We start from the raw sequence: 13,604 nt of genomic DNA, 5'->3' as shown, positions 1-13,604 counted from the left end.
TCCACCATCACCGCTCGCAGCCTCTCGACTTTCCGCTCATGGCGCTGCCAGGGCGATGCGCCTACCCTGCGCACCTCGAGACTCGAGTACGCTCAGCACATAGAGAGTTAACCCGCATGCCCACCCGTTCCAAGATCATCTATACCTTCACCGACGAAGCCCCCGCCCTCGCCACCTACTCGCTGCTGCCGATCGTCGAAGCGTTCACCGCCTCGGCCGACATCGCCGTCGAAACCCGCGATATCTCCCTGGCTGGCCGTATCCTCGCGTCGTTCCCGGAGCAATTGGGCGCAGAGAAGCAGGTAGGCGATCACCTGGCGGAGCTGGGCCAACTGGCAACCACCCCCGAAGCCAACATCATCAAGCTGCCGAACATTTCTGCATCGGTTCCGCAGCTCAAGGCCGCCATCAAGGAGCTGCAAGCCAAAGGCTTCAACATCCCTGACTACGCCGACGAGCCAGCCAGCGCCGAGGAAAAAGAATCCCGCGCTCGCTACGACCGCATCAAGGGCAGCGCCGTAAACCCGGTTCTGCGCGAAGGCAACTCCGACCGCCGCGCACCGCTGTCGGTCAAGAACTACGCACGCAAGCACCCGCACAAGATGGGCGCCTGGGCTGCAGACTCGAAGTCCCACGTTGCGCACATGAACAGCGGCGACTTCTACGGCAGCGAAAAGGCCGCCCTGATCGAAGCTGACGACAGCCTGCGCATCGAGCTGGTCGGCAAAGACGGCAGCACCACGGTGCTGAAAGAAAAGACCGCAGTCAAAGCCGCCGAAGTGGTCGACTGCGCCACCTTGAGCCGCAAAGCCCTGAAAACCTTCATCACCGAGCAGATCGCTGATGCCAAGGCCTCCGGCGTGCTGCTGTCGGTTCACCTGAAAGCCACCATGATGAAGGTCTCCGACCCGATCATGTTCGGCGTGATCGTCGAAGCCTTCTACGGCGAAGTGCTGAACAAGCACGCAGCTGCCCTGGCCGAAGTGGGCTTCAACGCCAACAACGGTATCGGCGACCTGTACGCCCGCATCAAGGACCTGCCAGCTGACAAGCAGGCCGAGATCGAAGCCGACATCCAGGCCCTGTACGCCGTTCGCCCGGCCCTGGCCATGGTCAACTCGGACAAAGGCATTACCAACCTGCACGTGCCGAGCGACGTTATCGTCGACGCCTCGATGCCTGCAATGATCCGCGACTCGGGCAAAATGTGGAACACCGCCGGTGAACTGCAGGACGCCAAGGCAATCATCCCGGACCGCTGCTACGCCGGCATCTACCAGGCCACCATCGAAGACTGCAAACAGCACGGCGCCCTGGACCCGACCACCATGGGTAGCGTGCCGAACGTCGGCCTGATGGCCCAAAAAGCCGAAGAGTACGGCTCCCACGACAAGACCTTCCAGGTTCAGGCTGACGGCGTCGTGCGCGTTGTCGACAGCAAAGGCAAGGTGGTGCTGGAGCAGAACGTCGAAGCTGGCGACATCTTCCGTATGTGCCAGACCAAAGACGCGCCGATCCAGGACTGGGTCAAGCTGGCCGTCAACCGCGCCCGCCTGAGCAACACCCCAGCGGTGTTCTGGCTGGACCCGGCCCGCGCCCACGACGGCGTCATGATCGAGAAGGTACAGCGCTACCTGAAAGACCACGACACCACTGGCCTGGACATCCGTGTCATGGCCCCGGTCGATGCCATCAAGTTCTCCCTGGCCCGTATTCGCGAAGGCAAGGACACCATTTCGGTGACCGGCAACGTGCTGCGCGACTACCTGACCGACCTGTTCCCGATCATGGAGCTGGGCACCAGCGCCAAGATGCTGTCGATCGTACCGCTGATGAACGGCGGTGGCCTGTTCGAAACCGGCGCCGGCGGTTCGGCACCCAAGCACGTACAGCAACTGGTCGAAGAAAACTTCCTGCGCTGGGACTCGCTGGGTGAATTCCTGGCGCTGGCGGCATCGCTGGAGCACTTGGGCAACACCTACGACAACCCGCGCGCCAAGGTTCTGGCCAATACCCTGGACCAGGCTACCGGCAAGTTCCTCGACACCAACAAGTCGCCTTCGCGCAAAGTGGGTGGCATCGACAACCGCGGCAGCCACTTCTACCTGACCCTGTACTGGGCCGAAGCACTGGCTGCACAGTCTGACGATGCAGCGCTGCAAGCGCGCTTCGCGCCGCTGGCTAAAACCCTGGCCGAGAACGAGGAGACTATCGTCGCCGAGCTCAACGCCGTTCAGGGCAAGCCAGCCGACATCGGTGGCTACTACGCCCCGGATGCCGAGCTGACCGCCAAGGTGATGCGCCCAAGCAAGACCCTGAACAGCGCCATTGCCGCACTGTAAGGCTCGCTTGAAGTAACCCCACAAACCCCGGCCACGCACCGGGGTTTGTGCTTTTTGATCCGCAAGCTTTGAGCGGCCAGCTACAAGCTGAAGCAGCCCGCGTGCCGCGTCGGCTTGTCGCTTGCCGCTCAAAGCTTGCCACTTTAGGGAGAGTATCGACCGTGTCCTGGCAACCCCACATCACCGTCGCCACCGTCGTCGAACGTGACGGCAAGTTTCTGTTCGTCGAAGAATTCAAAGCCGGCCAGCACGTCTTCAATCAGCCCGCCGGCCACCTCGAAGCCAATGAAACCCTGGCCCAGGCCGCACTGCGCGAAACCCTCGAAGAAACCGCCTGGGACGTGGAGCTAACCGGCGTGGTGGGCATTTACCTGTACACCGCACCGAGCAACGGGGTCACCTACCAGCGCATCTGCTTCGCCGCCCGCCCCCTGCGCCACCACCCCGACCGCGCACTGGACAGCGACATCGTCCGCGCCGTTTGGCTGAGCCGCGACGAACTACTGGCCGCCCCGGAACGCTGGCGCAGCGAGCTGGTGCCGCGCTGCCTGGATGACTACCTGGCAGGGCCGCTGCACAGCCTTGCATTGCTGCGCGACTGACGCCAGCTCACGGGTTTGCTAGAATCGGCGCTTTTCCCCCTGAAACACACCGGTAGCCATGACCAACCCAGCACTCAAAGACCCCGCCAAGACCCGCGTCATCGTCGGCATGTCCGGCGGCGTGGACTCATCCGTCTCCGCCCTTCTGCTCATCGAGCAGGGCTACCAGGTGGAAGGGCTGTTCATGAAAAACTGGGAAGAGGACGACGGCACCGAATACTGCACCGCCCGCGAAGACCTGGCAGATGCCCAGGCCGTGTGCGACCGTATCGGCATCAAGCTGCATACCGCCAACTTCGCCGCCGAATACTGGGATAACGTGTTCGAGCATTTCCTCGAAGAATACAAAGCCGGCCGTACGCCTAACCCGGACATCCTCTGCAACCGCGAAATCAAGTTCAAGGCGTTCCTCGACTACGCCCTGTCGCTTGGCGCCGACCTGATCGCAACCGGCCACTACGTGCGCCGCCGCGACACCGGCAGCCTTACCGAGTTGCTCAAGGGCCTGGACCCGAACAAGGACCAGAGCTACTTCCTGCACGCCGTGGGCGGCAATGAAATTGCCCGCACACTGTTCCCGGTGGGCGAACTGGAAAAGCCCGAAGTGCGCGCCATCGCCGAAAAACACGGCCTGGCCACCGCCAAGAAAAAGGACTCGACCGGCATCTGCTTCATAGGCGAGCGCCGCTTCAGTGACTTCCTCAAGCAGTACCTGCCGGCCCAGCCAGGCAATATCGAAACCACCGAAGGCGACGTGATCGGCCGCCATCACGGCCTGATGTACCACACCATCGGTCAGCGCCAGGGCCTTGGCATCGGCGGCCTCAAAGACGCAGGCGACGAGCCGTGGTACGTGCTGCACAAGGACTTGGTGCGTAACGTACTGGTGGTGGGCCAAGGCAACGAACACCCCTGGCTGTTCTCGCGTGCGCTGCTGGCTTCGGAAATCTTCTGGGTCAACCCGGTCGACCTGTCCAGCCCGCGCCAGCTGACCGCCAAGGTCCGCTACCGCCAGGGTGACCAACAGTGCACCCTGGAACGCACAGCAGACGGCTATCGCGCCGTATTCGCCGAGCCCCAGCGCGCTGTGACCCCCGGCCAGTCCGTGGTGTTCTATGACGGTGAGGTGTGCCTGGGCGGCGGCGTGATCGAAACCGCCGAGCCATGGAGCCCGCGCGCATGAACAACCTGCAGGAGCAACTGGTCGCCCTGGGCGGCGTGTTCCAGGCCGCTGTACTGGTCGACCGTATCGCCCGCACCGGGCAGGCCAGCGAGGCCAATATCGGCTGCATGCTCGGCAGCCTGCTGGTACGCGACCCCAACGACACCCTTGAAGTGTTCGGCGGCGACGACCTGAACCTGCGCGACGGCTACCGGGCACTGGTAGGGGCGCTGGAGCGCGACCCCAGCAGCCTGCAGCGCGAACCGCTGCGCTATGCGCTGTCGATGCTCGGCCTTGAGCGCCAGCTGAACAAGCGCGGCGACCTGCTCGACACCATCGGCAACCGCCTGCCACAAATTCAGTCCCAGGCCGACCACTTCGGCCTGGTTCACGACAACGTCATCGCCTCCAGTGGCGCGCTCTACCAGGACACCCTGAGCACCTTGCGCCAACGGATCCAGGTGCATGGCGACATGCGCTTCCTGCAGCAGGCCAACAACGCCTCGAAGATCCGCGCCATCCTGCTGGCCGGCATCCGCGCCGCGCGCCTGTGGCGCCAATTGGGCGGGCACCGCTGGCAGCTGGTCTTCAGCCGCCGCAAGCTGCTCAACGAACTGTATGGCCTGATGCGCACCGAATCCTGAACGCCGCGCCTACACGCTTCAAAACGGCCCGACCTTTGGTCAGCCACCCGACTCCGGCGCATTTTTCATGTATGATATGCGCCCTCCAAAAGCCTGACTGTCCGAGAACACCCCATGCAGCTTTCTTCGCTCACTGCGGTTTCCCCTGTAGACGGCCGTTATGCCGGCAAAACCCAGGCCTTGCGCCCTATTTTCAGCGAGTTCGGCCTGATCCGCTTCCGCGCTCTGGTTGAAGTGCGCTGGCTGCAACGCCTGGCCGCTCACCCGCAGGTCGGCGAAGTGCCAGCATTCAGCGCCCAAGCCAATGCCGTGCTGGACAGCCTGGCCACCGATTTCAAGCTTGAGCACGCCGAGCGCGTCAAGGAAATCGAACGCACCACCAACCACGACGTCAAGGCCATCGAGTACCTGCTCAAGGAGCAGGCGGCACAGTTGCCTGAACTGGCCAAGGTCAGCGAGTTCATCCACTTCGCCTGCACCAGCGAGGACATCAACAACCTGTCCCACGCCCTGATGCTGCGCGCTGGCCGTGATGACGTGCTGCTGCCGCTGATGCGCCAGATCGCCGAGTCGATCCGCGCCCTGGCCCACGCCCACGCCGACGTGCCGATGCTGTCGCGCACCCATGGCCAGCCGGCTTCGCCGACTACCTTGGGCAAAGAGCTGGCCAACGTGGTCTACCGCCTGGAGCGCCAGATCGCGCAAGTGGCCGCCGTGCCGCTGCTGGGCAAGATCAACGGCGCCGTAGGCAACTACAACGCCCACCTGTCGGCTTACTCGCAAATCGACTGGGAAGAGAACGCACGCGCCTTCATCGAAGACGAGCTGGGCCTGCAGTTCAACCCGTACACCACGCAAATCGAGCCGCACGACTACATCGCCGAGCTGTTCGACGCCATCGCCCGTTTCAACACCATCCTCATCGACTTCGACCGCGACGTCTGGGGCTACATCTCGCTGGGCTACTTCAAGCAGAAGACCGTTGCCGGCGAAATCGGCTCCTCGACCATGCCGCACAAGGTCAACCCAATCGACTTCGAAAACTCCGAAGGCAACCTGGGTATCGCCAACGCACTGTTCCAGCACTTGGCCAGCAAGCTGCCGGTTTCGCGCTGGCAGCGTGACCTGACCGACTCCACCGTGCTGCGCAACCTGGGCGTTGGTTTTGCCCACAGCGTCATCGCCTACGAGGCCAGCCTCAAGGGTATTGGCAAGCTGGAAGTCAACCACGCCCGTATCGCTGCCGACCTGGACGCCTGCTGGGAAGTCCTCGCCGAGCCGATCCAGACCGTGATGCGCCGCTTCAACATCGAGAACCCCTACGAGAAGCTCAAAGAGCTGACCCGTGGCAAGGGCATCACCCCTGAAGCACTGCTGACCTTCATCGACGGCCTGGACATGCCAGCCGACGCCAAGGCCGAGCTCAAGCTGCTCACGCCTGCGACCTACATCGGTAACGCAGTGGCCCAGGCCAAACGCGTCTAAGCTGAGCGTCGCCTCCTACGCCCGGCCTAGCCGGGCGTTTTTATTCCCGTACAAAAATTGCGTTTTTTCAATAGGTTGAACATGAATTCTGATACTCCACTGCAACTGCTTGGCGGCCTTACTGCCCGTGAATTCCTGCGCGACTACTGGCAGAAGAAGCCGCTACTGGTGCGTCAGGCGTTCACCGACTTCGTCAGCCCCATCGACCCCGACGAACTGGCGGGCCTGGCACTTGAAGAAGAAGTCGAGTCGCGCCTGGTGCTCGAGCACGGCGAGCGCCCCTGGGAAATGCGCCGCGGCCCGTTCGCTGAAGACGCCTTCGCCGACCTGCCCGAGCGTGACTGGACCCTGCTGGTACAAGCGGTGGACCAGTTCGTACCGGAAGTCGCCGAATTGCTCGAAGAATTCCGCTTCCTGCCAAGCTGGCGTATCGACGATGTAATGATCAGCTACGCAGCCCCTGGCGGCAGCGTTGGCCCGCATTTCGACAACTACGACGTGTTCCTGCTGCAGGGCCACGGCACGCGCAACTGGAAAATCGGCCAGATGTGCAACAGCGACAGCCCGCTGATCGAGCACGCCGACCTGCGTATCCTGGCCGACTTCGAACTCAGCGAAGAATGGAGCCTTGAGCCCGGCGACATGCTCTACCTGCCGCCACGCCTGGCCCACTACGGCATCGCCGAAGACGAGTGCCTGACCTACTCGGTGGGCTTCCGCGCCCCGAGCGCTGCCGAAGTGCTGACCCACTTCACCGACTTCCTCAGCCAGTTCCTGCCTGACGAAGAGCGTTACAGCGATGCCGACGCGCAGCCGGTCGCCGACCCGCACCAGATCCAGCACGACGCCCTCGATCGCCTCAAGGCGTTGCTGGCCGAGCACATGGGTGACGAGCGTCTGTTGCTGACCTGGTTTGGCCAGTTCATGACCGAGCCGCGCTACCCGGAAATGGTCGCAGGCGAAGAGCTCAACGAAGCCGAGCTGCTCGACAGCCTCGAACAGGGCGCTATCCTTGTTCGTAACCCAAGCGCGCGCTTGGCTTGGTCGGAAGTGGACGACAACCTGCTGCTGTTCGCCAGCGGCCAAAGCCGCCTGCTCTCGGGGCATCTGCGCCCGCTGCTGAAACTGATCTGCGCCGCCGACGCGCTGCACCAGGAAAACCTGGCTAAGTGGCTGGCAGACGAAGAAGGCCTGCTGCTGGTGTGCCAGCTGGTCAAGCAAGGAAGCCTGGGGTTTGCCAACGATGAATAAAATCAGTGTTCGCCTGGCCGACTGGCACAAGGACAACGCCGACATCCACCGTATCCGTAGCGCCGTGTTCGTCGCCGAGCAGCACGTGCCGCCAGAGCTCGAGTTCGACGCCGAAGACCCGACCGCCGTGCATTTTCTGGCCATGGAGGGCGACTACCCGATCGGTACCGCCCGCCTGCTGCCTGACGGCACCATTGGCCGGGTATCGGTGCTCAAGGACTGGCGCGGGCTGAACGTCGGCGATGCGCTGATGCGTGCGGTCATCGGCGAAGCCCAGAACCGCGACCTCAAGCAGCAGATGCTCAGCGCCCAGGTACACGCCACGCCGTTCTACGAGCGCCTGGGCTTCCGGGTGGTCAGCGAAGAGTTCCTCGAAGCGGGGATCCCGCATGTGGACATGGTCCGCGACTCCTGCGACGCCGCCTGATGCCTGCGCCCGCCCCGCAAGGACAGCCGTTCTTGCGGGGCGGGCTTGCCGCAGAATACATTCCCCGCAACACCAAGCTGTATATCCATACAGATAAAACTTGCCTGCACGCCGCGCTTTGCGCATTCTAGTGCCCATCCCCACCGATGAGCCTGCGGCCATGCGCCTGTTTCTCTGCGAAAAGCCTTCCCAGGCCAAAGACATCGCCAAAGTGCTTGGCGCCAACCGCCGCGCTGACGGCTGCTGGCAAGGCACTGACGTGTGCGTTACCTGGTGCATCGGCCACCTGCTCGAAACCGCCCCACCCGACAGCTACGACCAGCGCTACAAACGCTGGTCGCTGGACGACCTGCCGATCATCCCCGAAAAATGGAAGATGACCGTAAAGCCCAAGACCGCCAGCCAGTACAAGGCCGTCAAGCGCTTGCTCGGTGAGGCCCGTGAACTGGTGATCGCCACCGATGCCGACCGCGAGGGTGAAATGATCGCCCGCGAGCTGGTCGAACACTGCCGCTACCGGGGCCCGATCCAGCGCCTGTGGTTATCGGCGCTGGACGACGCCTCGATCCGCAAAGCCCTGGCACGGCTGCTGCCCGGCCAGGAAACCTTCAGCCTCTACCACTCAGCCTTGGGCCGCTCACGGGCGGACTGGCTGATCGGCATGAACATGAGCCGGCTGTTTACCTTGCTCGGGCGCCAGTCAGGCTACCAGGGCGTATTGCCAGTAGGCCGCGTGCAAACTCCAACGCTGCGCCTGGTGGTTGACCGCGACCGTAGCATCGCCGACTTCGTGCCCGTGCCGTTCTGGGCCATCGACGTGCAGTTGCACAGTGCCGGCCAGGTGTTCAACAGCCAGTGGCGCGCGCCCGATGACGCCTGCGACGATCAAGGCCGCTGCCTGAACCAGGCGTTGGCGCAACAGGCCGCCGCCGACATGCAGGCCGCCGGCACAGCACAGGTGGCAAAAATCGCCACCGAACGTGTGCGCGAAGCCGCTCCCCTGCCCTTCGACCTCGGCACGCTGCAAGAGGTCTGCTCGAAGAAGCTCGGCTTGGGCGCCCAGGAAACCCTCGACATCGCCCAGGCGTTGTACGAAACCCACAAACTGATCACCTACCCGCGCAGCGACAGTGGCTACCTGCCTGTTAGCCAGCACAGCGAAGCACCGGCCATCCTGGCAGCCTTGCAACGCGCCGACGCAAGCCTCGCACCGCTACAGCAGCACCTTGAGCCTGGGCGCCGGTCGCGCGCCTGGAACGACCAGAAGGTCAGCGCTCACCACGGCATCATCCCCACAGCTGCGGCCAGCGACCCGGCGCGCCTGCCGCCCAAGTACAGAGCGGTGTACACCCTGGTTCGGGCGCGCTACCTGGCGCAATTTCTGCCTAACCACGAGTACGACCGCACCCAGGCCGACTTAGACTGCGCTGGCCATGCGCTACGCGCGGTCGGCAAGCAGATCGTCGAGCCCGGCTGGCGCCGCGCCCTGCCCGAGGCGCTGACTCCCGCCAAAGGGCGTGAAGCACCGCCGGCCCAAGTACTGCCTGCCCTGCAAAAGGGCCAAAACTGCTCGGTACATGGCCTGACCCTCAAAGACATGTGGACCCAGCCGCCAAAGCCATTTACCGAAGGCGACCTGATCAAGGCGATGAAGAACGTCGCCAAGCTGGTGGACGACCCACGGCTCAAGCAAAAGCTCAAGGAAACCACCGGCATCGGCACCGAAGCGACTCGCGCCAGCATCATTCAGGGGTTGCTCGACCGTGGCTATCTGGTGAAAAACGGCAAGGCCCTCAGCGCCACCCCAGCCGCTTTCAGCTTGATCGACGCGGTACCCCGCGCCATCGCCGACCCAGGCACCACAGCCATTTGGGAACAGGCGCTGGACATGGTGCAAAGCGGCGAAATGAGCCTTGAAGAATTCGTCAGCCGCCAGTCCGCCTGGATGGGCAAGCTGGTGCAGCGCTGCGCCGGCATGCGCCTTACCATCAGCGGGCCGGCTGCCGGCAAGGCGGCAACGCCCTGGAAGAAAAAACGCCGCGCAAGCAGCAACACCAAACCCAAAGCCGCCCGTAGCACAAAAGCCAAACCCGCGTAGGCGCTTGCCGTCAGGTGCCAGCGACTTTCCTCGGGCCCCTCCCCGCCCACCTGATATTTCTGTCAGTTGTGCCCATGCCATAAATAGCGGAATGTCGGCTTACCCCTATCAGCGGAGGCAAAGCTATGTCCAAGCGCATTACGGAACGCAGGTTCTATCGGGGAGAGCAGCTTCAGCTGATTCTCAGCCAGTTCAGGGCGCAGCAGGTATTCGGTACAGAAGGTTTGGCGCTTGCCGAGCAACACACTTTGCCGGGGTGGACTAAGTGCTTGCAGCTCGCTACGCACAGTCAAGGGTCACCGCTCAGCGTGGTCGAGGATGGTAAAGGCCTGCATTTAACGTACAGCTGCTACGGCGTGGGCAGCGAAAATAATGACCTTATCACTGGCTACACGGGGCAACAGCAGGACCGTCATACTGGATGCTATATACTCGGCAACGGCTACAGAGCCTATAATCCTGTGCTAAGACGTTTTCATTCCCCTGACGATTTAAGCCCCTTCGGTGAGGGTGGGCTTAATGCCTATGTATATTGCAATGGAGACCCGGTTAACAAACAAGACCCCTCTGGGCACATTCCATCTACTTTGAAACTTTTGTTCAACTTAAAGGACTATCGACCTGCCGCGAAACTCGCCACCCAGTCTGGGACGGGCTACGAAAAATACTGGCCAGTTGCAAACCACCCCGATACTAGCCAGCACAAACTTCGAAAAATGAGCAATATCCCGCTTTACCAAGAGAATATCAATACTATAGTTAATAAGGGAGGACACTTCGATATTGACACTGATTTGCGCTTAGCATCACTTCAGAACAAACTTCATTCCGCAACCAAAAAACTAGACAAGGTGCTCAAATCTATAACTCCTTCAGTAGCAAATGAAATGAAGACTGCCAGATCTCAAACGTGGCAAAAATTTGATGACTAAGTCATCTTCTCTTCGGTGCCTACCTAATTATTTCCCGAAGCGCGTGTTTTCAGCCGCCTGAGCTTTCAAGACCACGCGGGCAGTATTAGTATGCACCTCTAATCACGGCTCTCTGCCGCCCTTATTCCTACCTATCTACACTCCATGCCCTTCGAACTCACCGTAGAACCCCTCACCCTGCTGATCCTCGTCTTGGTCGCCTTCGTCGCCGGCTTCATCGACGCCATTGCAGGCGGCGGCGGGCTGTTGACCACGCCAGCGCTGCTCACCGCTGGCATGCCGCCGCACCTTGTGCTGGGTACCAACAAACTCAGCTCGACCTTCGGCTCGGCCACCGCCGGGTTCACCTACTACCGGCGCAAGCTGTTCCACCCGGCACAATGGCGCCCGGCGTTGATCGCAACGCTGGCCGGTGCGCTGATCGGCGCGGTAATAGCCCATTACATGCCAGCCGAATGGCTGAACAAGATGCTGCCGGTAATCGTCTTCGCCTGCGGCGTCTATTTGCTTTTCGGCGGTACGCCAAAAGCGCCGCTGGATGCCGACGCGCCCATCAAGAAGAAATGGCAGGTGCCGCAGGGCTTTACCCTGGGCTTCTATGACGGCGTCGCCGGCCCCGGTACCGGCGCATTCTGGACCGTCAGCACCCTGCTGCTCTACCCCATAGACCTAGTGCGCGCCAGCGGCGTTGCGCGCAGCATGAACTTCGTCAGCAACATCGCGGCGCTGACCGTGTTCATGATTTCCGGGCAGGTGGATTACATCGTCGGCCTGTGTATGGGCCTAGCGGTCATGGTCGGTGCCTTCTTTGGCGCGCGTACGGCAATCAGCGGCGGCAGCAAATTCATCCGCCCGGTGTTCATCACCGTGGTGCTGGCACTGACCGTGCGCCTGGCCTGGCAGCACTGGTTCGGCCAGGCCTGAACGGTATCACGCCTGCAGCACAGGCTCCGGCAAACCCAGGCGCCGCGCCACGTACAGATCAATCAAATGCCGGGCAATCGAGCGCCCGGCCGGCAGTGGCGGCAGGTCGTGCACGTTGAACCATTGGGCATCCTCGATCTCATCCGGCTGCATGACAATCTCGCCGCCCGCGTATTCGGCATGGAAGCCCAGCATCATCGAGTGCGGAAATGGCCAACACTGGCTGCCGACGTACTGGATGTTCTTGACCTCTACGGCGACCTCCTCGCGCACCTCGCGCACCAGGCAGTCCTCCGCCGACTCGCCGGGCTCGGCGAAGCCAGCAAGGGTGCTGTACACACCGGTTACAAAGCGCGGCGAACGGGCCAGCAACACCTCATCACCACGGGTGACCAGCACGATCATGCTCGGCGAGATACGCGGGTAGCTGCGCAGGTCGCAAGCCTGGCAGTGCATGGCCCGCTCCCAGTGGATTTGCGTCATCGGCTGGCCGCAGCTGCCGCAGAAGCGGTGCTCGCGCGCCCAGGTGCCGATCTGCGCGGCGTAGCCCAGCACCTTGTAGGTGTCGAAGTCGCCTTCGAGCATGAAGCGGCGCAGGCCCTGCCAAGCGCAGCCCGGTACTTCAACGGCGCTATTCAGTTCGAGCAGGAACACCGGCTGCCCATCGAAGTGGCCGATGCCGTGCTCGCACAGCACATCAACGCCTTGGCGCTTGAGCCACTCACGGGCAAACAGCGCGCCATTGGCGTCGAACAAAAAACCCTCGGGGCTGCGGGCCACGGCCAGGCCACCGGCGGTCTGCGGGTCGAGTACTGCGGTTGTCCAGCGTGCTGACATCGTTGCGATCCCTGAAAGGCGCTCGCCAACCCGGTCAGTCGGCGAACGTCGGTTGCTGTTTGCTCATGTGGGCGGCCACTGCCACGCGCAAGTCTTCGGACTGCAGCATGGCGGCGTTCCAAGTGGCGATATAGTCCAACCCATCGTCGATGCGATGGTCGCGCATGTAGCTGAGCATGTGCTTGGTACCGGCCACCGCGACCGGTGATTTTGCGGCAATTTCACCGGCAATGGCAAAGACCCCGTCCAGCAGTGCTGCGTGGTCGTCATACACCCGGTTGACCAGCCCGATGCGCAGCGCCTCCTGGGCATCGACCATGCGCCCGGTGTAGGCCAGTTCGCGCAGCATGCCGTCGCCGATGATACGCGGCAAACGTTGCAGGGTGCCGACGTCGGCGGCCATGCCCATGTCGACTTCCTTGATCGAGAACTGCGCATCGCTTGCGCAATAGCGCATATCACAGGCCGATACCAGGTCGATGGCGCCGCCGATGCAGTAGCCTTGAATGGCCGCCAACACAGGCTTGCGGCAGTTGTCCACGGCGGTGAACGAGCGTTGCAGGCGCAGGATGGTGCCGCGCAACAGGCGCGCGTTGCGCCCGACGTCCTTGCCCAATTGCCCGGCCAGGGAAGCCAGCATCATCAGGTCGATGCCTGACGAAAAATGTTTGCCGGCGCCGCTGATCACCACCGCGCGCACCGCATCGGTGTCGTCGACCCACTGGAAGATATCGACGATCTCCTCCCAGAACGCCGCGTTCATGCTGTTGATTTTTTCCGGGCGGTTTATTTGCACATGGGCAATGTTGTTGGCCAGCTCAACCTTGAAAGCGGTGTATTCGGACATGGGCGGCGCTCCTGTGGAGAGGGAATTCACTGCGCAGGATCTTAGCGCAGCAC

The 13,604-nt window shown here is 62.4% G+C and carries 12 protein-coding genes; 10 read left to right on the top strand and 2 right to left on the bottom strand.

Annotated elements, in window-relative coordinates; all coding sequences use genetic code 11:
* The first annotated feature begins 116 nt into the window (after positions 1-116).
* From HU719_RS21575 to HU719_RS21530, 10 genes are all read left to right on the top strand, one after another.
* Positions 117-2,342 (top strand): NADP-dependent isocitrate dehydrogenase, encoded by a 2,226-nt coding sequence (locus HU719_RS21575; protein ID WP_186534516.1) that lies wholly within the window; start codon positions 117-119, stop codon positions 2,340-2,342.
* Between the two features lie 161 nt (positions 2,343-2,503).
* Positions 2,504-2,944 carry an NUDIX domain-containing protein gene (locus HU719_RS21570; protein ID WP_186516566.1) on the top strand — a complete coding sequence of 147 codons (441 nt, stop codon included), beginning with the start codon at positions 2,504-2,506 and terminating at the stop codon, positions 2,942-2,944.
* Between the two features lie 58 nt (positions 2,945-3,002).
* Positions 3,003-4,127, top strand: coding sequence for a tRNA 2-thiouridine(34) synthase MnmA (gene mnmA, locus HU719_RS21565; protein ID WP_186516569.1), 1,125 nt, complete (start codon positions 3,003-3,005; stop codon positions 4,125-4,127).
* Positions 4,124-4,750, top strand: a complete 627-nt coding sequence (gene hflD / locus HU719_RS21560) for a high frequency lysogenization protein HflD (protein ID WP_186516571.1) — start codon at positions 4,124-4,126, stop codon at positions 4,748-4,750. Before mnmA ends, hflD begins: the two co-directional genes overlap by 4 nt.
* Positions 4,751-4,864: 114 nt before the next feature.
* The gene (purB, locus tag HU719_RS21555; RefSeq protein WP_186516573.1) at positions 4,865-6,235 is read left to right on the top strand and encodes an adenylosuccinate lyase; all 1,371 of its coding nucleotides are present in this window, start codon (positions 4,865-4,867) and stop codon (positions 6,233-6,235) included.
* An 81-nt stretch (positions 6,236-6,316) separates the two neighbouring features.
* Positions 6,317-7,486 carry a ribosomal protein uL16 3-hydroxylase gene (locus HU719_RS21550; protein WP_186516575.1) on the top strand — a complete coding sequence of 390 codons (1,170 nt, stop codon included), beginning with the start codon at positions 6,317-6,319 and terminating at the stop codon, positions 7,484-7,486.
* Entirely contained in the window at positions 7,479-7,913 is a 435-nt protein-coding gene (locus HU719_RS21545; RefSeq protein WP_186516577.1) for a GNAT family N-acetyltransferase, read from the top strand. The genes HU719_RS21550 and HU719_RS21545 overlap by 8 nt, the downstream gene beginning before the upstream one ends.
* A 160-nt stretch (positions 7,914-8,073) precedes the next feature.
* Entirely contained in the window at positions 8,074-10,011 is a 1,938-nt protein-coding gene (locus HU719_RS21540) for a DNA topoisomerase III (protein ID WP_186534515.1), read from the top strand.
* Between the two features lie 125 nt (positions 10,012-10,136).
* Positions 10,137-10,943, top strand: coding sequence for an RHS repeat-associated core domain-containing protein (locus tag HU719_RS21535; protein ID WP_186534514.1), 807 nt, complete (start codon positions 10,137-10,139; stop codon positions 10,941-10,943).
* A gap of 144 nt (positions 10,944-11,087) precedes the next feature.
* Positions 11,088-11,867, top strand: a complete 780-nt coding sequence (locus HU719_RS21530) for a TSUP family transporter (protein WP_186534513.1) — start codon at positions 11,088-11,090, stop codon at positions 11,865-11,867.
* A 6-nt stretch (positions 11,868-11,873) separates the two neighbouring features.
* Here HU719_RS21530 and nudC read toward each other — a convergent pair whose 3' ends face one another.
* Positions 11,874-12,704, bottom strand: coding sequence for an NAD(+) diphosphatase (gene nudC, locus HU719_RS21525; protein WP_186534512.1), 831 nt, complete (start codon positions 12,702-12,704; stop codon positions 11,874-11,876).
* 34 nt (positions 12,705-12,738) lie between these two features.
* Positions 12,739-13,551 (bottom strand): crotonase/enoyl-CoA hydratase family protein, encoded by an 813-nt coding sequence (locus HU719_RS21520; RefSeq protein ID WP_186534511.1) that lies wholly within the window; start codon positions 13,549-13,551, stop codon positions 12,739-12,741.
* Positions 13,552-13,604 lie beyond the last annotated feature (53 nt).

Source organism: Pseudomonas farsensis (assembly GCF_014268805.2).
GTDB lineage: Bacteria > Pseudomonadota > Gammaproteobacteria > Pseudomonadales > Pseudomonadaceae > Aquipseudomonas > Aquipseudomonas farsensis.
This window is presented reverse-complemented; position numbering and strand designations above follow the sequence as displayed.

Coding starts and splice junctions, on each gene's coding strand:
- hflD (WP_186516571.1), top strand. CDS start 4,124: ATGAACAACCTGCAGGAGCAACTGGTCGCCCTGGGCGGCGTGTTCCAG.
- HU719_RS21530 (WP_186534513.1), top strand. CDS start 11,088: ATGCCCTTCGAACTCACCGTAGAACCCCTCACCCTGCTGATCCTCGTC.
- purB (WP_186516573.1), top strand. CDS start 4,865: ATGCAGCTTTCTTCGCTCACTGCGGTTTCCCCTGTAGACGGCCGTTAT.
- HU719_RS21545 (WP_186516577.1), top strand. CDS start 7,479: ATGAATAAAATCAGTGTTCGCCTGGCCGACTGGCACAAGGACAACGCC.
- HU719_RS21575 (WP_186534516.1), top strand. CDS start 117: ATGCCCACCCGTTCCAAGATCATCTATACCTTCACCGACGAAGCCCCC.
- HU719_RS21540 (WP_186534515.1), top strand. CDS start 8,074: ATGCGCCTGTTTCTCTGCGAAAAGCCTTCCCAGGCCAAAGACATCGCC.
- HU719_RS21550 (WP_186516575.1), top strand. CDS start 6,317: ATGAATTCTGATACTCCACTGCAACTGCTTGGCGGCCTTACTGCCCGT.
- nudC (WP_186534512.1), bottom strand. CDS start 12,704: ATGTCAGCACGCTGGACAACCGCAGTACTCGACCCGCAGACCGCCGGT.
- HU719_RS21520 (WP_186534511.1), bottom strand. CDS start 13,551: ATGTCCGAATACACCGCTTTCAAGGTTGAGCTGGCCAACAACATTGCC.
- mnmA (WP_186516569.1), top strand. CDS start 3,003: ATGACCAACCCAGCACTCAAAGACCCCGCCAAGACCCGCGTCATCGTC.
- HU719_RS21535 (WP_186534514.1), top strand. CDS start 10,137: ATGTCCAAGCGCATTACGGAACGCAGGTTCTATCGGGGAGAGCAGCTT.